Origin of the sequence: Chryseobacterium sp. SN22 (assembly GCF_008329705.1) — a bacterium.
Classification (GTDB): domain Bacteria; phylum Bacteroidota; class Bacteroidia; order Flavobacteriales; family Weeksellaceae; genus Chryseobacterium.
Window position 1 is genome coordinate 86,146 of sequence record NZ_VTSX01000020.1, and the last position, 19,699, is coordinate 105,844.

A 19,699-nucleotide genomic window follows, 5' to 3' on the forward strand; every position below is an offset into this window, starting at 1 on the left:
AAATTTTTCATTGATGGGTACCTTCAACAGACGCGAATTTATTAAAAAATCATCTTTGGGCCTTGGCTTTGCAGCTGTGCCTGTTCCTGTAAAATTTCTATGGAAGGATGATTATATTTCTAAAAGGCCGGCAGCAGGCCAACGGAGGTTTAGTTCGGATGCTGTCGAGAAAACGATTAAAACCGTTAAAAAATCTATTGCCGACGAAGAACTGGCCTGGATGTTTGAAAACTGCTTTCCCAATACACTTGATACGACGGTGAAGTTTTATGAGAAGAATAACAAGCCTTTTACTTACGTCATCACCGGGGATATTGATGCAATGTGGCTTCGTGATTCCTCTGCGCAGGTGTATCCGTATCTCAGCCTGGCGAATGAGGACGAAAAGCTTAAAAATATGCTGAAAGGTGTCATCAATAAACAGGTGGAATGTGTTCTTCTGGATCCGTATGCCAGTGCGTTTTATGAAAATGCTTCCCAAGTAAGCGAATGGAAAAATGATCTCACGGAGATGAAACCGGGAGTCCATGAACGGAAATGGGAGGTGGATTCTTTGTGCTATGTGATGCGCTTGTCTTATCATTACTGGAAGACCACAGGTGATGGTTCCGCCTTTGATGGCGATTGGAAAAAGACAATGCTCCTGATCCTGCAGACTTTCAGGGAACAGCAACGGAAACACTCAAAAGGACCGTATAAATTCCAGCGTTCCGGCGGCAATCCGCTGGATACGCAGTTTGCAGGCGGCTACGGCAACCCGACGAAGAAAGTGGGACTGATTCATTCGATGTTCAGGCCTTCGGATGATGCAACGTTCTATCCGTTTTTAATCTCTTCCAATATGTTTGCGGTAGTTTCTTTACGGCAAACGGCAGAAATTTTTTCAAAAGTTTTCCAGGATGAAAATACGGCTATTCAATTCAGGAATTTAGCGCAGGAAGTAGATGCGGCCATTCAGAAATATGCCATTTTAAACCATCCTGAAGCCGGCAAAATTTATGCACTGGAAATCGACGGTTTCGGAAACGGACTGTTCATGGACGATGCCAATGTCCCGAATTTACTCTCCATTCCTTATTTAGGCTACCGGTCAAAAGACGACGCCATTTATAAGAATACAAGAAAATTTTCTTTAAGCAGAACCAATCCGTGGTACAGTGAAGGGAAATTTGCCAAAGGGATCGGCGGCCCGCATATCGGGGAGCATAAAATCTGGCCGCTCGGGCTGATCATGCAGGCTTTAACTACCGATGACAAAGAGGAAATTGTCTCCTGTCTAAAGATGCTGAAAGCCACCCATGCCGGGACGGGATTTATCCATGAATCTTTTGATGTAGATAACCCTAAAGATTTTACGAGATCCTGGTTTGCCTGGGCAAATACGCTTTTCGGCGAATTGATCCTGCACCTTCACCGGACAAATCCTGAAATTCTGAAAAGGAAATTCTGAAAATGAACCTCCGGCATCCCGGAGATTCATCTGTAAAACTTAAAATATATGTAAATAACCAAAAGGTCAGGTGTGCTTATATTTCTGTAGTCGGTTGTTGCTTTTTTGCAGGCTTTTTTCTCCTGACGATATAAATAATAACAGCTCCGATCAAGACTAAAGGCCAGATGGTAACAAGCCCGACAATAATTTTCTGGATCAGATAAAATCCTTCCACAAAAGCTGATTTTAAGCTGTAAAGAAAGTCAAATGTATATTTGTCGTCGATGCTTTCGGTATTGGTCACGGCGATCGTAGCAATTCTTACTTTAGGCTCTTTAATGTAAATGTCAACCGTACTGTATTTCAGCTGATCCGTTACATCCATATTGGCCATCTGCTGGAGATTGTCTTCCGCCATATTCCGGTCGCTCATATTCACTTTGTCCTTATTGGTCTTCAGCTTATCAATGTTTTCACCGGTCTTTTTGATCCTCTTCCCTTCCATTTCAGCGTATTTTATTCCTGAAGTAACGTCTTCCGCATTGATGGACCTGGAATTCAGAAATAGTTTTTTATTGTTCACCAACGTTAATAATTCTCCGAGCCTGGCCGTTGGCACCCTCACCTGCATGGTGTTTTCAGACTGGTATTTTTTAACGAGTACCGCTTCTTCACCCGAGGTGTTGTAGGTGTTTTCAGAAACGACATTGCTTTTCAGATCGCTGTGCGTGACAAAACCTCCGAGTTCCTGAACCGATTTTTCAATGGAAATCGTTGCCTCATATACATCTTTTACTTCCATGTTGACGTCTGCCGTTTTAATAAACTGTTTATCTTTTACTTTCATGGCAGCAACCGAGGAGATGCTGTCTGAAACCGCCATGACGGAATCTTTGGATGGAGCTGCATCATAATCTGCCGTGGCTTCTCCTTTTTTGCAAGAATATATTCCCAATAAAAGGATTCCTGCCAATGATAATCTGATGTACGTCGTTTTCATAAGTTGATTTTTTAATGTTTGCTTACTCCAAAGTTCATACGGAATCTTTTGTAACACTTGAAAATCCCGGGTAAAAATTCTGTAAAGGAACATTCTGGTTTAAAATTTTGATAATCAATGTTTTGTAAAATGATCCTGATCATAAGGCCTTGTTTTCGGAGTAATTTTTGCTTATCTTTTACAAAATCAAACACAACCATTATTATGTCTGACACCTTTTCTAAAATCAGAAACGCTATAGAATTATTCAGATCCGTCGATTTCGATCAGCTGAGCGAGATTTCCCAAAAAGTAAATCTTCCGAAATTGATGGAAAATTTCTCAAAACTGGACGACAAGCAGCTCAAAGGAATGATGAAAATGCTGGATCCGAACCGGAAAAAGAAAGAGCTTCCGCCGATTGACGGTGATTTTTATGATATTTCCCATACCCTAAGCCCTGAACACCGGGAGATACAATTGAAAGTAAGGGATTTTATGGAAAAGGAAGTCAAACCTTTGGTGAATCATTATTGGCTGAGGGATGAATTCCCTCATGAGCTGATTCCGAAATTCCAGAAGCTGGGTATTTGCGGAGTTACCTATGAAGGCTATGGCTGTCCCGGAATGCCTTTCCTGATGGAAGGGGTTATTGCTATGGAAATGGCAAGGGTGGATGCTTCCATCGCTACATTTTTCGGCGTACAGTCCGGATTATCTATGGGATCAATTTATATCTGCGGTTCTGAGGAACAGAAACAAAAGTGGCTGCCACAGATGCAGAAGTTTGAAAAGATAGGAGCTTTCGGATTAACGGAACCGGAAGTCGGCTCCGGGGCAGCCGGCGGATTAACGGTCACCTGCAAAAAGACACCGGAAGGATGGGTTTTAAACGGGCAGAAAAAATGGATCGGAAATGCCACGTTTGCTGATGTCATTATCATTTGGGCAAGAGATCTTGATGACGGGGAAGTGAAAGGATTTATTGTGGAAAAGGATAATCCGGGATATTCCGTGGAAAAAATAAAAGGGAAAATGGCGTTGCGGATTGTTCAGAACGGCCTAATCACTTTGAAAGACTGTCTTGTTACTGAAGAAAACAGATTACAGAATGCCCATTCCTTCAAAGATACGGCGAAAGTTCTCCAAATGACCCGGGCGGGTGTTGCATGGATGGCTACAGGCTGTGCAAGAGGAGCTTATGAAAGTGCTTTGAATTATACCCGTAATCGGGAACAGTTCGGAAAACCGATCGCTTCTTTCCAGATGATCCAGGGCCACCTGGTAGAAATGCTGTCGAATCTTACCGCGATGCAGACTATGGTGTTCAGGCTTTCGGAAATGCAGGACGAAGGGATTTTAAAAGATGAGCATGCTTCACTGGCCAAAGTTTTCTGTACCATGAGAACCCGGGATGTTGTCTCAAGGGCAAGGGAAGTGATGGGCGGAAACGGGATCCTGTTGGAATATGACGTCGCCAGGTTCGTCGCCGATGCCGAAGCCATCTATTCCTATGAAGGAACTAAGGAGATCAATTCTTTAATTGTCGGAAGATCAATTACCGGTTTCAGTGCGTTTGTGTGAGGGTGAATAGTAATTTAATTTCCAGTTTAGAATTCCGGAGAGTAAATTTTCATATGATTGGAGATTCTTAAGACGGTGGTTTAAATAAAATTAATTAAACCCTATTTTGGGAAATATTTTTCATAGTATTATTTGATTTTCTATATTTGTTCTGCAACAATTAAAACTAAATATTATGTTGAAAAATCTTAAGAAATTGAATCGTGATGATTTAAGAGAAATCAAAGGAGGTGGAAGAGAACAGATTTGTGATATTGGTCCCGAAGGATGTCCTTGCAAAATTCCTGCCGGCCATCCTTGCCTGGGAGGGACTGGCGGACCTGGAAATCCGGGAGAGCCGGTAGGATATTGTCCGGACAGCCAGTCTTACATTCCTTGCGACCAAAATTGTCCGAACGGATTACAGCCTCTTTGCGCATTATAAAAAAGTTAAGCCTTCAAATCCAATTGAAGGCTTCTTTATTTTAAAAATATTTCAAACATAAAATTTACTTCGAAGCAAAATTCACTATTCACTTCTTTAATCCATCTCCTTCAACGTAATATTCTTTGAGATTTTATAGCTTTTTTTCTTCCGGTCAGGGGATTCCTCTTCTCCTAAAAGTTTTCCCCAGGGCTGTAAGCCTTCCACTCTCTCAAAAATGATTTTAATGATCGCAATCGCCGGAATACAAAGGAACATCCCGGCAATTCCCCAGAGATGTTCGCCGATAATGATGCCGATAAAGGAAAATAGGGCATTTATTTTTACTTTAGAGCCTACAACAAAAGGCAAAACAATATTTCCGTCAATAATATGCACACCGATATATCCGAGCGCTACATAAATGCAGGTCGATGGTGTAGCCGTCGCAAAAGCAATAAAGCAGGAAATTAAAAGGCTGATGCAGATTCCCAGGTAAGGAATGACATTCAGCAGACCTGACAGAACACCAAGCAGGATAGCATATTTTACCCCTAATACGGTCAGGATAATAGATGTTAAAGTCGATACAATCAATACCTGAAGACAAAGTCCGATGATGTATTTTTTTGTCATGATGCGTACTTCACGTACGATTTCAAGGACGCTTGCTTTGTGCTTTTCATTAAAAACAGTAATGATGAAATTATTTAAAACCCTTCTGTAATTCAGGATAAAAATGAAAAACAGCAGAAAGAATACTACGAAACCCAGCCCGGTGGAAAAGATCCCGAATGTAAATCCTAGGATAACTCCGGTCGAGGAAAGAAGCTTGCTAAGCCCCTGGTCAATATAGGTCAGCTGCTGATCGATTTTTACATGAAATGTTTTGGAAACCCAGTGCTGGAGATCCGCCGCTACTGAATTAAACTGGCTTTTCAGGTGAGGAATATCTTTGCTGAAATCGGAAAGCTGTGATCCGAAAAAATAAATCAGTCCCATTAAAACGGCCAGCATAATCATCAGAGATGCGATCGTGGATAAAGTCCTTTTAAACTTAAGTCTTCTTTCCAGAAAATTGGCAATCGGAAGGAAGAGCATGGCCATCAGAAATGCCAGGAAAAACGGAGCCAGAATGCTTTGTCCTAAAGCCAAAAGGTAGCCCAGGCCGATAATGCTGACAATAACAAAGGTAAGCTTTATGAGAAAAGGAAGTCGAAATACGTTCATGATTTTAATCTGTTTATAAAAATAATAAAACCCTTTGAATTGAAGTACTTATATTGATGAACCTGAATTCTTTGATGGCATTAGAAAATTCTGTGCCACATTAGGGTACCACAAATATTTACTGCGATAGCTGCGGATTAATATAAATTAAAACACGTCCCAAATCTGAGACGTGTTTAATATTATCTAATATGCAGATTATTCTTCAATCGCAATATCAATTACTTCCTCCATTCTACTTACATAATGAACGCTGAGATTTTTCAGGTAGTCTTTTTTTATTTCCTCTACATCTTTGCGGTTGGCTTCACATAAAATAACGTCTCTGATTCCGGCCCTTGTAGCTGCCAGAAGTTTTTCTTTAATCCCGCCTACAGGCAGCACTTTTCCCCTTAAGGTAATTTCTCCTGTCATGGCAAGATGAGGTTTTACTTTTTTATTTTTATACGAAGAAACCATGGAAGTCAGCATCGCGATTCCCGCAGATGGTCCGTCTTTCGGTGTAGCACCTTCCGGAACGTGAACGTGGATGTTCTTTTTCTCCATGTCATCTTGGGAAATGCCTAATTCGTCATGTTTCGCTTTAATATATTCCAGGGCAATGGTTGCCGATTCTTTCATTACGGTTCCCAGGTTCCCGGTCATTGTGAGATTGCCTTTTCCGTTGCTCAGGATACTTTCAATAAATAAAATGTCACCACCGACACTGGTCCAGGCAAGCCCGGTCACCACTCCCGGTACTCCTGTGATTTCGGATAAACTTTTAGGTCTTGGGACCCCAAGGATTTCATCAATTTTTTCAACGGAGATCTTAGGATCATAGTCTTTTACCAGAGCAGTCTGGAGAGCTACCCAACGGGCGATTCCTGCAATTCTTTTTTCTAGGGAACGCACACCGCTTTCCGAAGTATGGGCTTCAACAATATGTTTCAGTTCGTCATATCCAAGCTTGAACGATTTAGCAGTAAGCCCGTTTTCCTCCTGCTGCTTTTTAATTAAATGCCTTTTTGCAATCTCGATCTTTTCTTCCAGCGTATAACCGGCAATCTGGATGATTTCGGTTCTGTCCAAGAGTGGAGTCTGAATGGTTGATAAAGAATTTGCTGTAGCAATAAACATCACTCTGGACAGGTCATAACCCATTTCCAGGAAATTATCATAGAATGATTTATTCTGTTCCGGATCCAGTACCTCCAGCAATGCTGAACTCGGGTCCCCATGCAAGCCCTGACCGATCTTGTCGATCTCATCCAGCACGATCACAGGATTTGAAGTTCCTGATTTTTTAATAGATTGAAGAATTCTTCCGGCCATCGCTCCAATATAGGTTTTTCGGTGTCCGCGGATTTCACTTTCGTCATGAAGCCCACCTAAAGAAAGCCGTACGTACTTTCTTCCCAAAGCATCGGCAATCGATTTTCCTAAAGATGTCTTCCCGACTCCCGGAGGCCCTACCAACAGGAGAATAGGGGATTTCATGTTGTTTTTAAGCTTTAAAACCGCCATATGCTCCAAGATCCTTTTTTTGATATCTTCCAGTCCGAAGTGGGCTTTATCTAAAATTTTTTCTGCTTTCGCAATATCAAAAACATCTTTTGTGTACGTTTCCCAAGGAAGATCTGTAAAGAAATCCAGGTAATTCCGCTGTACATTATAGTCCGGTGAATTCGGATTCTGACGCTGCAATCTGTTGATTTCCTTCTGGAAATGCTCTTCCACTTCATCGCTCCATTTCTTGTCTTTTCCTTTCTTGATCAGGTCTTCCACATCACCTTCCGGTCCGCCGCCCAGCTCTTCCTGGATGGTGCGGATCTGCTGGTTCAGAAAATATTCCCGTTGCTGTTTGTCAAGATCTTTGGAGGTCTTCTGATGGATCTGGTTTCTCAGTTCCAGTTTCCTGAAATCTTCATGCATCATTTCGTAGCACTTGTTGGCCCTTTCCATCAGGTTTTTTTCTTCCAGCAGCTTCTGCTTGTCGGAAGAAGGGAAATTGGCATTGGTACAGATGAAATTCAGCAGGTCATCGTTATTGTTGATGTTTTTTATAGCGAAATTGGCTGCATTCGGAATATTGGGATCAAGCTCGATAATCTTTAAGGCAAGATCCTTTACATTTTCCAGCAATGCTTCATATTCTTCCTTATTTTTAGGTTTGGAATCTTTCAGTTTTGAAATTTCAGCTTTAAAGTACGGTTGGGTCTCCACAATTTTCTTTACTTTAAATCGGTAGAAACCTTTCGTAATAGCGGTGATATTTCCTTCCGGAAGCTTAATGATCTTAATGATTTTCGCCAAAGTACCTACCTGAAAAATATCTTTTTCGGTAGGCTGCTCCAGTTCAGAATTTTTCTGGCTCACAATCCCGATAAAGTCACCGTTTTGCTGAGCTTCCTCAAGGAGCTGGATGGATGTTTTCCTCCCTGCTGTAATGGGAATTACAACATTCGGGAACATCACCATATTTCTAACGGGAAGGATCGGGAATATTTTTTGCTCGGAATTTTTTTCCGTTTCCGCAAGATCATCAAGGGTGATTTCCTGGGCTACAATATCAAATCCGTCGCTTATCATTTCTTCTAAACTAATATCTTCAAATTCTGTCATAGTAAATCGAATGACAAATTGTCATTGTCGTTTTAATTCGTTAACGTGAAATTTCACAATATGTTTTGAAAAGGAATCACATATTGTGTGAGCTAATAAGGCACAAGACTTATGCCATTTGTTTTTTGCTAAAAAATATGGTCATAATTTCCTTTTTTATAAAAATTAAATTTTAAAAATTAAAATAAAGGACTTGGGTTTCCGTAATTTCTTAAAAATGTGTATTTTCGCAAACTGATAAAAAACTATAATATATATAATGGCAATTTTAGGACAAATTAGGAGTAGACCTTGGCTCTTGATGGGAGTAATTGCACTGGCGCTTTTAGCGTTCCTTGTAAACCCCGATAGTATTGATAAGGTTTTTGGTAAAAATCCTGATGTTTTAGGAAAAGTAAATGGTGAGAAAATTACCCGTGAAGAGTTTAATGATCAACTTTTCGTGCTGCAACAGCAGGCTGAACAGCAAGGTCAGCCCAAGGCAGGTCTTGAAGAACAGGCCTGGCAATTGCTGGTACAGTCTAAGCTGATCAAGCAGCAATTCGAGAAAATGGGTTTCGAAATGACGGAAGATTATTTCTGGAGCCAGCTTCAGTACGATCAGATGTTTGCTCAGCAGAAGCAGTTTTTCGACGAGAAGGGCAATTTCAAAACCCAGGAGCTTAAAAAACAGATCGAAGAGATGAAGGCAGCCTCGCCGGAAGGATACAACCAATGGTTGAAAACCAGAAAATCAGTCGAATACCGATTGATGGCAAGACAGGTTTTTGCCAATATTTCTACGGGGATCACCACTGGTAAGAAAGAGGCTGAGGAACTGATGAGAGAAAGAGATCAGCTGGCAGACATTGATTTCGTAAAGATCGATTACGCAACTTACCTTCAGAAAAACAACATCAAGGTAACTACTGAAGATCTGGCTAATTATATCAAACAACATCCTGTGATGTTCAAGGCTGACGAAAGCAGAAATATCGGGATTGTATATTTCCCTTCTCAGCCGAGCTCAGCCGATGATGCTGCCGCTCAGAAAGAGATCAATAAACTGTTCTCTGCAGGAACAGATGCAAGCGGAGGTTCTGAAAATTTCCAGAATACCAAAAACGACTCCATGTTCGTAATGGCCAATTCAGATATGCCTTACAATCCTCAGTATGTAAAACCGAATCAATTGCCGCAAGCCATCCAGGCACAGCTTCCTACAGCCGCAATCGGTCAGACTTTCGGTCCTTACAAAGAGCAGAACTTCTATGTGGTGTCTAAGCTTTTGGATAAAAAGACTTCGGATTCCACATTATCAAGACATATCCTTATCGCTTTCAAAGGAAGCCCTGCGGGAGAAGGCGTAACAAGATCCAAAGAACAGGCTAAAAAACTGGCCGATTCTATTGGTGCAGTAGTAAAAGCAAATCCTGCTAAATTCACTGAATTCCTTAAATTGTCCAACGACCCGAGTTCTGCAGCCCAGGGAGGAAGTTTAGGATGGACAACACCTGAAACACCTTTCGTGCCTGAATTCTTAAAATACCTGGCAGAAAATCCTAAAGGAGCAACAGGCGTAGTAGAAACACAGTTCGGTTACCACATCATCAATATTGAAGATAAGAAGCCGGGTGCAATGGCTTATAAAGTAGCTAATCTTGTAAAAGCAGTGAAGCCTTCTGACGCTACGGAAGCGGAAGTAAACAAAAAGGCAAGCCGGTTCGTTCAGCAGGTTCAGGGGAAATCATTCAACGATTTCGTAAACATTGCCAAAAAAGCAAACTACCAGTTCTCCAATCCGAAGCAGGCAAAGAGATTCGACGGTCAGCTTCAGGGCTTAGGAACAGAAAAAGATGCAGATATCCTGGCTTGGGCATTCGATAAGAAAAGAGAGAAAGGGGACACTGAATTATTTACAGTAGACGGAACAGGAGATAAAATTGTTGTTTACCTAAACGGTAAACAGGAAAAGGGGACAGCAGATCCGGAATCAGTGAGAGACCAGATCGAGGTTGTGGTGAAAAACAAGCTGGCTGCAAAACAGATTACAGAAAAATTGGGTAAGCCGGGAAGTCTTGATCAGGTGGCAAAACAGTTCGGAACTACAAAACAGTCTGCGCAGGTTAACCTGTTGAATCCATCAGTAGCAGGTGCTATGGAACCGAAGGTGGCCGGTGCTGCATTCGGAGTGAAGAAAGGGCAGCTATCCAATCCGGTTGAAGGGGGAACAGGCGTTTACGTTTTGGTTAAGAAAAATGAAATAACCAATAAGCAGCCCGGAGACCTTAAGCAGTTTACAGAATCCGTTACCCAGAGAAACGGCGGAATGTTCGGACAGGCTTGGTTAAAGAGCTTACAGGACAACGCGAAGATCGATGATTACAGAATTGAAATCTGGAACAAATCGGGTTCCCAACAACAATAAAAAAATAATTTTCAGATAGATAAAAAGCGGCAAAGTTTTTGCCGCTTTCTTTGTGTTTAACGCGGAGCATTAAAAGAAAAACATTAATTTAAATGTAGTATATTTGCTCATTAGAAAAAATTTAGCAAGTGAAGTTCAGTAAAGAATTAAAAGCTGGTGTAATCGCACTATTGGCCATTGTTGGTTTTGTGGTGCTTTTTCAATTTATGAAAGGCCGAAGCCTTTTTACTACCGACAATATATTTTACGCAAAATATGATAACGTAGAGGGGTTAGCCCAATCCTCGCCCGTTTCCATCAATGGTTTGAAAGTAGGACAGGTGGATAAAATTATTCCTCATACTTCCAAAACCGGGAAGCTTGATTTTATTGTAAAAATTACCGTAGATAACAATTTTGAGTTCTCAAAGAATTCGACATTAGAAATTTTTGAGCCCAGCCTGATGGGGGGTAAAGAAATGAGAATCAACCTGATGTACGGAGGTCCTACTGCCAAAGACGGCGATACATTAAGAGGCGCCTTCAAGCTTGGAACACTGGGAAGCCTCTCTTCGCAGGTGGGTCCGGTAAAAGACCAGCTGCAGGTAGTTCTTCACCGGGTAGATTCTCTGATGACCAATGCCAATCAACTTGTAGATGCTCAAAACAGACAGGAAATTAAATTATTACTGGCTAACCTTAATAAAACTGTTGGTGCATTACAGAGCACGGCAGCAAGTGTAAACTCTTTGGTAGGACATAATGATCCTAAACTTCAGAAAGTACTGGATGATGCCAGCCTTACCATGCAGAGCGGAAAAGTTACTTTGGATAAATACGGAAATTTAGCGGAAAGCATCGACACCAAAAAGCTGAATGCTACCATCGCCAATCTTGATGAAACGGTGGGCCAATTGAATAAAGTGGTTTCCGGAATCGACAGAGGAGAAGGAAGCTTAGGAAAGATTATGAAAGATGATCAGCTATACAACAATCTTAACGCTGCCTCCAATAATCTTAATTCTTTGATCGAAGATCTGAAGGCACATCCTAAGAAATACGTTAACTTCTCCGTATTCGGAAAGAATAGTAAAGACTAATATATAACCATGCAGTATATTCCTCATATTATTTTTTTTATTTTATTAACAGCAGGTTTCGGGCTATTTGCCATGAGTCTGCTTAAGATTTACAGAAATATCAGGTTAGGAAGGGAGATTAACCGTAGCGACAGAAAAGGTGAACGTTGGGAAACCATGGCAAAAGTAGCGATGGGCCAGAGCAAAATGACAAAACGTCCGATTGCCGGAGTTCTGCATCTTTTCGTATATGTTGGTTTTATCATTATTAATATCGAGCTTATAGAAATCGTGGTAGACGGGATATTCGGAACCCACCGGTTTTTATCTACCATTATAGGAAACGGTGTATACCGCTTCTTTACGGCAACACTGGAAATTTTAGCATTGCTGGTAGTTATCGGAGTTGTAGCGTTTTTTATCCGCAGAAATTTCTACGGAGTGAAAAGGCTCACGATGAAGGAACTTTTGGGATGGCCGAAGGAAGATGCCAACTGGATTCTGATTATCGAATTTGCCCTGATGATGGCTTTTTTTATGATGAATGCCTCGGATGCTATTTTACAGAGCAGAGGCTACGGCCATTTTGCAAATGTAGGAGCTTTCCCGATCAGTAGGATTTCCTTTATTCCTTTTCTGGAGACTTTCAGCTTTGACAGCGGATTTCTGTTCGGAATTGAGAGAGCTGCCTGGTGGTTCCATTTTGTAGGAATTCTTTTCTTTATGAATTACCTCTATTATTCAAAACATTTACACATTATCCTTGCTTTTCCAAGTACCTGGTACGCTAACCTTGAAAAGAAAGGGAAATTCAATAACCTGGAGTCTGTAACGAAAGAGATTAAGCTGATGATGGATCCGAATGCAGATCCATATGCAGCTCCGGCAGACGGACAAGCCGAAACACCGTCAAAATTCGGTGTTGAGGATATCTTTGACCTAAATCAGGTACAACTCTTAAATGCTTATTCCTGTACCGAATGTGGCCGCTGTACAGCCGTTTGCCCGGCTAATATTACTGGTAAAAAACTTTCTCCCAGACTGATCTTAATGAAAACCAGGGACCGTCTGGAAGAAGTAGGAAAAAACATCGATAAAAACGGCAAGTTTGAGGATGACGGCAAAAAATTGCTGCATGACTATATTACCAAAGAAGAACTTTGGGCCTGTACAACCTGCAATGCGTGTACGGAGGCCTGTCCTGTATTGCTGGACCCGTTATCCATCATTAATGATATGAGAAGATTCCTGGTCATGGAACAGTCGGCAGCGCCGCAGGAACTCAACCTGATGATGGCAAATATCGAAAACAACGCCGCTCCTTGGCAGTACAACCAGGCTGACCGTCTGAATTGGGCGAAAGACTAATTAATGTAACAATCTAGAAATATGACGATGTAACAATCATTACTGATAAAATGTTGCATGGGTATATTGTTAAACTAAACTAAAATGGATTTCAATATAAAAACAATGGCAGAATATGCTGCCGAAGGGAAATCGCCGGAAGTTTTATTCTGGGTGGGCTGTGCGGGAAGCTTTGACGACCGTGCCAAAAAAATCACGAAAGCATTCTGCAAGATATTAAATAAAATAGGCGTTGAATTTGCAGTCTTGGGACAGGAAGAAAGCTGTACCGGAGATCCTGCAAAACGGGCCGGAAACGAGTTTGTTTTCCAGATGATGGCTCTGACGAACATTGAAGTCCTGAATGCCTATGAAGTGAAAAAAATCGTTACGGCCTGTCCGCATTGTTTCAACACCCTGAAAAATGAATATCCAAGTCTTGGAGGGAAGTACGAAGTGATCCATCACACCCAGTTTCTTAAGAACCTGATGGAAGAAGGCCGCTTAAAGATTGAAGGCGGAGCTTTCAGAGGAAAGAAAATTACTTTTCATGACCCTTGTTATTTGGGACGCGCCAACGGCGAATATGAAGCACCGAGAATGTTACTCGAAAAACTGGATGCAGAACTCGTTGAAATGAAACGTTGCAAAACCAATGGTCTTTGCTGCGGTGCGGGTGGTGCACAGATGTTCAAGGAACCTGAAAAAGGGAAAAAAGACATCAACATCGAAAGAACTGAAGAGGCCTTGTCCGTTGAGCCGAAAGTTATTGCCACAGGCTGCCCGTTCTGTAACACCATGATGACGGATGGGGTAAAACATTTTAATAAAAATCATGAAGTTGCGGTAAAAGATATCGTTGAGCTTCTGGCTGAGGCGGAAGATCTGTAAATGGCTTAAAATTATAAAACTCAGGATTTTTCCTGAGTTTATTGTTTAATGTTAATTCCATACAGGCAGATTAATGTCTGAAGAAAAAATTGTAATTTTACTTTTTAAATTGATTAAAATGAAGATTGAAGAATCCAATATCGTAGAAGCAAATGATTACAGAGTCATTATATATCCGGCGTCAAGGCCTTTTGAAACTAAAGAAGCAAAGCAGATCACAGAGAAACTTTTTGATTTCCTGGCAACATGGGCAGCTCATGGAAAACCGCTTTCTTCCTCTTTTAAAATTGAGAAAAACCAGTTTGTTGTCATCTGTGTAGATGAGGAAAAAGAGATGGCGTCAGGCTGCAGCATCGATGCCTTGGGAAAGATAATGAGAGAAATTGATGAAGAATACCAACTGGGACTTTTTGACCGGATGAAAGCCAGTTTTGTAGAAAACGGAGAAGTAAAAACATTGAAGCTTAATGATTTTAAATCCAAAGTAAGGAGCGGGGAAATCTCCAGAGATATCCAGGTGTTCGACTTTTCAAAGAATACCTATCTTGAGTTTCTTGGAAATTTTCTTTTGCCATTCGATAGAAGCTGGGCTGCCGGGATTAAGTAAACCATTTATGGTAAATCAATATAAAAGTGGAACATTTCCACTTTTTTTGGTTTAATTATATTTGCAGAAATTTTCTTAAAGCTTTAAATAAAGATTCCCTAAACTGATGGCCGAAATCCTTTTTTTAACGACTGCGCACCAATATGATGATGACCGGATTTTTTATCATCAGGCGAAAGCATTGAAAGATGAAGGGCACAGGGTGAAAATCTGCAGCCTTACCTCTGAATTCCAGGGAACAGCCGACACAATTGAAATCGAATCCTACGCAATACTTGAGAAAAGCACGCAAGAGAAATTAGAAGTTTTTAAAAAAGTAGTTCAGGGTTTTAATCCCGATACTGTCATCTGTTCGGAACCGCTGGCAGTAATGGCTGCAGGAAAGTTTAAAAAACGAAAGAAAGTCAGTATTGTGTACGATATCACCGAATGGTATCCTTCAATGAGAATGATGGAACCTTTTTCTTTTCCGTTAAATATCTTTCATGCCCTAAAGTTCTTTATGATCCAGCTTTACGCTGGGTTTATCAGCACCCATTTTATTTTTGGAGAGGATACGAAAAAGTTTCCACTGGCTTATTTTTTTCCGTTTAAAAAAAAGATAATACTGCCTTATTATCCTGATGATGCCTATATTCATAAGAATATTAAAACAATACAGGACAATACCATTACCCTCTGTTACACCGGACAGTTTTCCCAGGAAAAGGGGATCGGTCATTTTTTTGCAGCAGCAGATTACCTGCGAAAAAAGAGACCGGGCCTGGATCTCCGCATTTTATTGATCGGAGGGCCAAGAAAAAAAAAAGACAAACAGTATTTTACAGAACAACTGGAAAAATACCGGTTTGATAATATAAGTATTGGGAAATCTGCCTCTTTTGAAACCTTCACGGAAGCATATGCAGAGGCGGACATCTGTTTCGACCTAAGGACCATGAATTATGAAAATCATCATTGTTTACCGATCAAATTATTCTATTATGCCGCTTCCGGAAAGCCCGTCATCTATACCGATCTGAAAGCCATTCGACAGCATATTGATGTTTGCAGATTTGGTTTTCTGGTAGATCCCAAGATCCCGGAGACTATTGCAGAACACATTTTACAATATCTCGAAGACCCGGAACTGTATGCAAAACACGCTGCAAATGCAAGGGTTGCGTATGAAAAAAAATACAATTGGGCAGCCATTAAAAACTTATTTGTAAACTTCATCCACAATGCAGTGAGAAGATGAAGCAGACAATTCTTAAAACTTTTGTTTCGCGATTTTTAATCCTGATCTTAAATTTCGGGTTGGTCATTTACACGACCAATCAGTGGGGAAGTAACGGCAAGGGGATTATTTCCATCATGGTAGCCAATCTTACCGTTATCAGTTTTTTTGCCAATGTTTTTGTAGGAAGCAGTATGAGCTACTTTGCCAAAAGATTCAGGACTGAGGAAATTTTACCTTTTGCCTATCTCTGGTCTGTTCTTGTAGGAGTCACCGTTTCCATTGTTTTCAGCTTTAATCAGGCTTCAGAATATTCGTGCTACTTAGTCATCTTGTCTGTATTATCAGCATTGCTGACTGCCAATGTAAATTTGTTTGTAGGCCAGCAAAATATCAGAATGTTTAATGTTTATACGGTTCTGCAACAGGTGATGCACATCGTATTTATTGTCCTTATCGTTTACGTGATCCGCATAACTTCCGTAGAAGCTTATTTTAGTGCCCAGATCAGCTGCTTCGGGTTTTTATTTCTGGTCAGTGCCATTCAGGTATTTAGATATTCTAACTTTAGAAAATTATCTTTCTCAAGGGCGGTCGGTTACAAGCTTTTCGATTACGGATGGAAAACGCAGATAAGCTCTTTTCTGCAGTTTCTGAATTACCGGTTGTCTTTTTACTTTCTCGAATATTTTAAAGGAATCACCAGTGTCGGGGTTTTTTCGGTGGGAATTGCCTTTTCCGAAGCAGTATGGACGGTAAGCCGCAGCCTTTCCGTGGTTCTGTATTCTGATGTAGTCAATAACAGAAGTTCAGTTGAAGCCATTGAAAAAACAAAGGTTTCTTTAAAGATGAGTTTTTTAATTACCTTATTGTTTATTATGATAATGCTGGTTATCCCGGCTCAAGTGTATGCGATGATTTTCGGAAAAGAGTTCAGCCGGACCAAAGAAATCGTGCTTCTGCTTTCACCGGGCATTATGGCCATCGCCGTTAGCAACATCATCGGGTATTATTTTGCAGGAATTAATAAGCTCAGGATCCTCAATGTAAAATCATTGATAGGACTGGTTTTTACGGTTATTTCTTCCTTCTACGTAATTCCGAGATGGGGCATTAAAGGAGCCTGCGTGGTAACATCTATTTCGTATTGCTTGTCCTCTGCGCTTTTATTCTGGCAGTTTTATAAGATGACAGAATTTAGGATCAGGGATTATTTCCTTTCAAAAGCCGAGATCAATTTACTTTTAAATAAGGCCTTAAAGAAAAAATAGGAGGACAGAATAAAAATAAGTTTTTATCTTTGTTGGAAATGAGAAATATTGTCTTCGGAATTCTGGTCGTATGTTTAGCTGTTCTGAGCTGCAGAACAGGAGATGATGATCTGCAACAGATCGATCAGATTTTAAATATTTACGTGAGAAACAGTGCCGGACAGGATCTGCTTCACCAGAAAAAGGATCAGACGTATTTTACCTATTCCATGAATGATGTATTCGGGATTAAAGATATTTCACCGGTAAGCAGTTCATTACGGGCAACTGCAGATTCTACGCTTTTCATCGAATACATTGCAGGAGCCAGAAGAATAGGAGTGGATACATTGGATCCTAATAATAAAACCTACCGTTCCGTAATTGCTCTTTCTCTGATAAAAAGACTGAATACAACTATTCAAGATACCATTAATGACACCCTAAGGATAGAATACCGGATGGCGCCATTGGCTTTTGAAGTCTCAAGAGTGTATTATAACGATACCCTGAGGTTCACAAAAACACCGGGTTCCCCGAATGTGGTAACGATCGTAAAATAAATTTTATACCTTTGCAAAACTGCGGGCATCCCATGCTCAGCATTCTAATAACTAACATCTAAATAAAATGTTACAAGTCAATTTTTTGCGCGACAACAAAGAGCGCGTTTTAGAAGGTCTTCAAAAAAGACAATTCAAGAATCTTGAGTTGGTAGATGAGGCTATTGCTACTGACGAAGAAAGAAAGAAAATCCAGTTTGAATTGGATTCCCAGCTTTCCGAAATCAATAAAATCTCCAAAGAAATCGGGCTTTTAATGAAAGAGGGAAAGAAAGAGGAAGCACAATCAGCAAAATCTAAAACCGCACAGTATAAGGAGTCGACGTCGGAATTGAAATCTCAGTTGGATGTCAAGGAAAAAGAATTGATTAATATTCTGTACCAGTTACCGAACATTCCGAACGAACTGGTAAAAAGCGGTATTTCTGCGGATGATAACGAGATCATTTACCAGTCTCATGACGTGGAGGGTCTTGGTGAAGGCGCAATCCCACACTGGGAGCTGGCTAAAAAATACAACCTGATCGATTTCGAGCTGGGCGTAAAAATTGCCGGCGCAGGATTTCCCGTTTATTTAGGAAAAGGAGCCAGACTGCAAAGAGCATTGGTTCAATATTTCCTGGACAAAAATGTTGAAAAAGGCTATATGGAAGTCAATCCGCCGCACGTGGTTAATGAAGCTTCAGGGTACGGAACCGGTCAGCTGCCGGATAAAGAAGGGCAGATGTACTACATCCAGGCGGATGATTTATACCTGATCCCGACGGCGGAAGTTCCGGTAACCAACCTGTACCGCGATGTCTTACTGGATGAGAAAGATTTACCTATAAAAAATACTGCTTTTTCACAATGCTACAGAAGGGAAGCAGGAAGCTATGGTGCCCATGTAAGAGGACTGAACCGCCTTCACCAGTTTGAAAAAGTAGAAATCGTAAGGATCGAAAAGCCTGAAAATTCATATGCTGTTCTTGAAGAAATGGTGGAGCATATTAAGGAAATCCTGAGTGATCTTGAACTGCCATACCGGGTATTAAGACTGTGTGGCGGCGATACTGGCTTCGCGTCTGCCATGACGTATGACTTTGAAGTATGGAGCGCGGCCCAGGAAATGTGGCTGGAAGTAAGTTCCGTCTCCAATTTTGAAACCTTTCAGGCTAACCGATTGAAATGCCGTTACAAAGCGGCCGGAAAATCCCAGCTGGTCCACACCCTGAATGGTTCTGCCATGGCCTTACCAAGAATTATGGCTGCCTTGCTGGAAAACAACCAGACCGAAGAAGGCATCAAGCTTCCGAAGAAGATTGCGGAATATGCGAGGTTTGATATGATTAATTAAAAGATATTTTAGAATAACAGAGAGGCTATCCAATTTTTGGATAGCCTTTTTAATTTTCCTCATTTTAATTGTTAGGTTAGATTTTTACTCGTTTCAAGAAAGAAATATATAATAAAAAACCGCTCTCGTGAGAAAGCGGTTATTTAGATATTAACGATTTATCGTCATTAAAGTTTCCTCGGAAACCTGATATTCACCTTTCTGATAGGTATCTTTACTTGAAAGTAATACTTCGTAAGTATAAATACCTTTTGGCAAATTAAACGTACACTCTTTCTCGTCTTTTTGTATCACGAGTTCTTTTTTTATATCTTCATCTTCTATTTTACCATTGAGCTTTACGATAATTTTTTCATCCATCTTATTCTTAAAACAGAAGCTGTCTACCGTTTTTGCGTTGGGATCTACCGTTTTTTTGCCACTGCCTTTTAAAGCAATATAGCCTTGTACCAGTATGTTTCCAATTGCTAAGCCTTTGTCTAAACCAGACATAGTGGTTTGGCATTTAAAATTTAATGAAAATAGGATGATGAAGAAAAGAAGAAGTTTTGATTTCATATTTTCATGATCAAATTTCTTAAAGTCTTAATATTAAAAGAAAATTTTTTACTTTTTTAAAAGGATTTTCTTTTAATTATTATTGTAATGAGTTTTAGGTAATTTTACTTGTTTGTAAGTTTTCTGCCTCTAAAAGCTTAGATCGCAAATTACTATCTTAGAGAGTTTAATTTTTTACTTACCTCTTCGTAATCTAATGTTCCAACTAATCTATAAACTACTTTTTTATTT

Annotated in this window: 15 protein-coding genes; 11 read left to right on the forward strand and 4 right to left on the reverse strand. The window is 40.5% G+C overall.

The window, feature by feature from the left end; genetic code table 11:
* Positions 1 to 13: 13 nt before the first annotated feature.
* Positions 14 to 1,450, forward strand: coding sequence for a glycoside hydrolase family 125 protein (locus FY557_RS14420; protein WP_149247943.1), 1,437 nt, complete (start codon positions 14 to 16; stop codon positions 1,448 to 1,450).
* Between the two features lie 76 nt (positions 1,451 to 1,526).
* On the opposite strand, the gene FY557_RS14425 is transcribed toward FY557_RS14420, so the two are convergent.
* The gene (locus tag FY557_RS14425) at positions 1,527 to 2,432 is read right to left on the reverse strand and encodes a DUF4349 domain-containing protein (RefSeq protein WP_149247944.1); all 906 of its coding nucleotides are present in this window, start codon (positions 2,430 to 2,432) and stop codon (positions 1,527 to 1,529) included.
* Between the two features lie 204 nt (positions 2,433 to 2,636).
* Between FY557_RS14425 and FY557_RS14430 the strand changes: the two genes are divergently transcribed.
* Positions 2,637 to 3,995 (forward strand): acyl-CoA dehydrogenase family protein, encoded by a 1,359-nt coding sequence (locus FY557_RS14430; RefSeq protein ID WP_149247945.1) that lies wholly within the window; start codon positions 2,637 to 2,639, stop codon positions 3,993 to 3,995.
* 520 nt (positions 3,996 to 4,515) lie between these two features.
* On the opposite strand, the gene FY557_RS14435 is transcribed toward FY557_RS14430, so the two are convergent.
* Together FY557_RS14435 and lon are read right to left on the reverse strand one after the other, a co-directional pair.
* Complete coding sequence (locus tag FY557_RS14435; protein ID WP_149247946.1) at positions 4,516 to 5,628, reverse strand: AI-2E family transporter; 1,113 nt, start codon at positions 5,626 to 5,628, stop codon at positions 4,516 to 4,518.
* A gap of 198 nt (positions 5,629 to 5,826) precedes the next feature.
* Complete coding sequence (gene lon / locus FY557_RS14440) at positions 5,827 to 8,232, reverse strand: endopeptidase La (protein ID WP_149247947.1); 2,406 nt, start codon at positions 8,230 to 8,232, stop codon at positions 5,827 to 5,829.
* A 259-nt stretch (positions 8,233 to 8,491) separates the two neighbouring features.
* Here lon and FY557_RS14445 point away from each other — a divergent pair, with 259 nt between their 5' ends.
* The 9 genes from FY557_RS14445 to serS all read left to right on the forward strand — a co-directional run bounded on the left by FY557_RS14445 (position 8,492) and on the right by serS (position 18,910).
* Entirely contained in the window at positions 8,492 to 10,639 is a 2,148-nt protein-coding gene (locus FY557_RS14445; protein ID WP_149247948.1) for a peptidylprolyl isomerase, read from the forward strand.
* 128 nt (positions 10,640 to 10,767) lie between these two features.
* The gene (locus tag FY557_RS14450; RefSeq protein ID WP_149247949.1) at positions 10,768 to 11,718 is read left to right on the forward strand and encodes an MlaD family protein; all 951 of its coding nucleotides are present in this window, start codon (positions 10,768 to 10,770) and stop codon (positions 11,716 to 11,718) included.
* A gap of 9 nt (positions 11,719 to 11,727) precedes the next feature.
* Complete coding sequence (locus FY557_RS14455; RefSeq protein ID WP_149247950.1) at positions 11,728 to 13,065, forward strand: 4Fe-4S dicluster domain-containing protein; 1,338 nt, start codon at positions 11,728 to 11,730, stop codon at positions 13,063 to 13,065.
* Between the two features lie 84 nt (positions 13,066 to 13,149).
* Positions 13,150 to 13,935, forward strand: coding sequence for a (Fe-S)-binding protein (locus FY557_RS14460; protein ID WP_149247951.1), 786 nt, complete (start codon positions 13,150 to 13,152; stop codon positions 13,933 to 13,935).
* A 118-nt stretch (positions 13,936 to 14,053) separates the two neighbouring features.
* On the forward strand, positions 14,054 to 14,542 hold the full coding sequence (locus FY557_RS14465; protein WP_149247952.1) for a hypothetical protein: 489 nt from the start codon (positions 14,054 to 14,056) through the stop codon (positions 14,540 to 14,542).
* Positions 14,543 to 14,648: 106 nt separating this feature from the next.
* On the forward strand, positions 14,649 to 15,782 hold the full coding sequence (locus FY557_RS14470; protein ID WP_149247953.1) for a glycosyltransferase: 1,134 nt from the start codon (positions 14,649 to 14,651) through the stop codon (positions 15,780 to 15,782).
* On the forward strand, positions 15,779 to 17,032 hold the full coding sequence (locus FY557_RS14475; RefSeq protein WP_149247954.1) for a polysaccharide biosynthesis C-terminal domain-containing protein: 1,254 nt from the start codon (positions 15,779 to 15,781) through the stop codon (positions 17,030 to 17,032). Before FY557_RS14470 ends, FY557_RS14475 begins: the two co-directional genes overlap by 4 nt.
* Positions 17,033 to 17,070: 38 nt before the next feature.
* Entirely contained in the window at positions 17,071 to 17,574 is a 504-nt protein-coding gene (locus tag FY557_RS14480; RefSeq protein WP_149247955.1) for a hypothetical protein, read from the forward strand.
* Positions 17,575 to 17,641: 67 nt separating this feature from the next.
* Positions 17,642 to 18,910: a serine--tRNA ligase gene (gene serS / locus FY557_RS14485; protein ID WP_149247956.1), complete on the forward strand. Its 1,269-nt coding sequence runs from the start codon at positions 17,642 to 17,644 to the stop codon at positions 18,908 to 18,910.
* A gap of 150 nt (positions 18,911 to 19,060) precedes the next feature.
* Here the strand turns inward: serS and FY557_RS14490 are convergent, their stop codons facing one another.
* A complete protein-coding gene (locus FY557_RS14490; RefSeq protein ID WP_149247957.1) occupies positions 19,061 to 19,468 on the reverse strand; it encodes a hypothetical protein in 408 nt (135 codons plus the stop codon).
* Between the last annotated feature and the right edge of the window lie 231 nt (positions 19,469 to 19,699).

Excerpts from the sequence above, each read along its gene's own strand:
- FY557_RS14420 (WP_149247943.1), top strand. The coding sequence starts at position 14 with ATGGGTACCTTCAACAGACGCGAATTTATTAAAAAATCATCTTTGGGC.
- FY557_RS14425 (WP_149247944.1), bottom strand. The coding sequence starts at position 2,432 with ATGAAAACGACGTACATCAGATTATCATTGGCAGGAATCCTTTTATTG.
- FY557_RS14430 (WP_149247945.1), top strand. The coding sequence starts at position 2,637 with ATGTCTGACACCTTTTCTAAAATCAGAAACGCTATAGAATTATTCAGA.
- FY557_RS14435 (WP_149247946.1), bottom strand. The coding sequence starts at position 5,628 with ATGAACGTATTTCGACTTCCTTTTCTCATAAAGCTTACCTTTGTTATT.
- lon (WP_149247947.1), bottom strand. The coding sequence starts at position 8,232 with ATGACAGAATTTGAAGATATTAGTTTAGAAGAAATGATAAGCGACGGA.
- FY557_RS14445 (WP_149247948.1), top strand. The coding sequence starts at position 8,492 with ATGGCAATTTTAGGACAAATTAGGAGTAGACCTTGGCTCTTGATGGGA.
- FY557_RS14455 (WP_149247950.1), top strand. The coding sequence starts at position 11,728 with ATGCAGTATATTCCTCATATTATTTTTTTTATTTTATTAACAGCAGGT.
- FY557_RS14460 (WP_149247951.1), top strand. The coding sequence starts at position 13,150 with ATGGATTTCAATATAAAAACAATGGCAGAATATGCTGCCGAAGGGAAA.
- FY557_RS14465 (WP_149247952.1), top strand. The coding sequence starts at position 14,054 with ATGAAGATTGAAGAATCCAATATCGTAGAAGCAAATGATTACAGAGTC.
- FY557_RS14470 (WP_149247953.1), top strand. The coding sequence starts at position 14,649 with ATGGCCGAAATCCTTTTTTTAACGACTGCGCACCAATATGATGATGAC.
- FY557_RS14475 (WP_149247954.1), top strand. The coding sequence starts at position 15,779 with ATGAAGCAGACAATTCTTAAAACTTTTGTTTCGCGATTTTTAATCCTG.
- FY557_RS14480 (WP_149247955.1), top strand. The coding sequence starts at position 17,071 with ATGAGAAATATTGTCTTCGGAATTCTGGTCGTATGTTTAGCTGTTCTG.
- serS (WP_149247956.1), top strand. The coding sequence starts at position 17,642 with ATGTTACAAGTCAATTTTTTGCGCGACAACAAAGAGCGCGTTTTAGAA.
- FY557_RS14490 (WP_149247957.1), bottom strand. The coding sequence starts at position 19,468 with ATGAAATCAAAACTTCTTCTTTTCTTCATCATCCTATTTTCATTAAAT.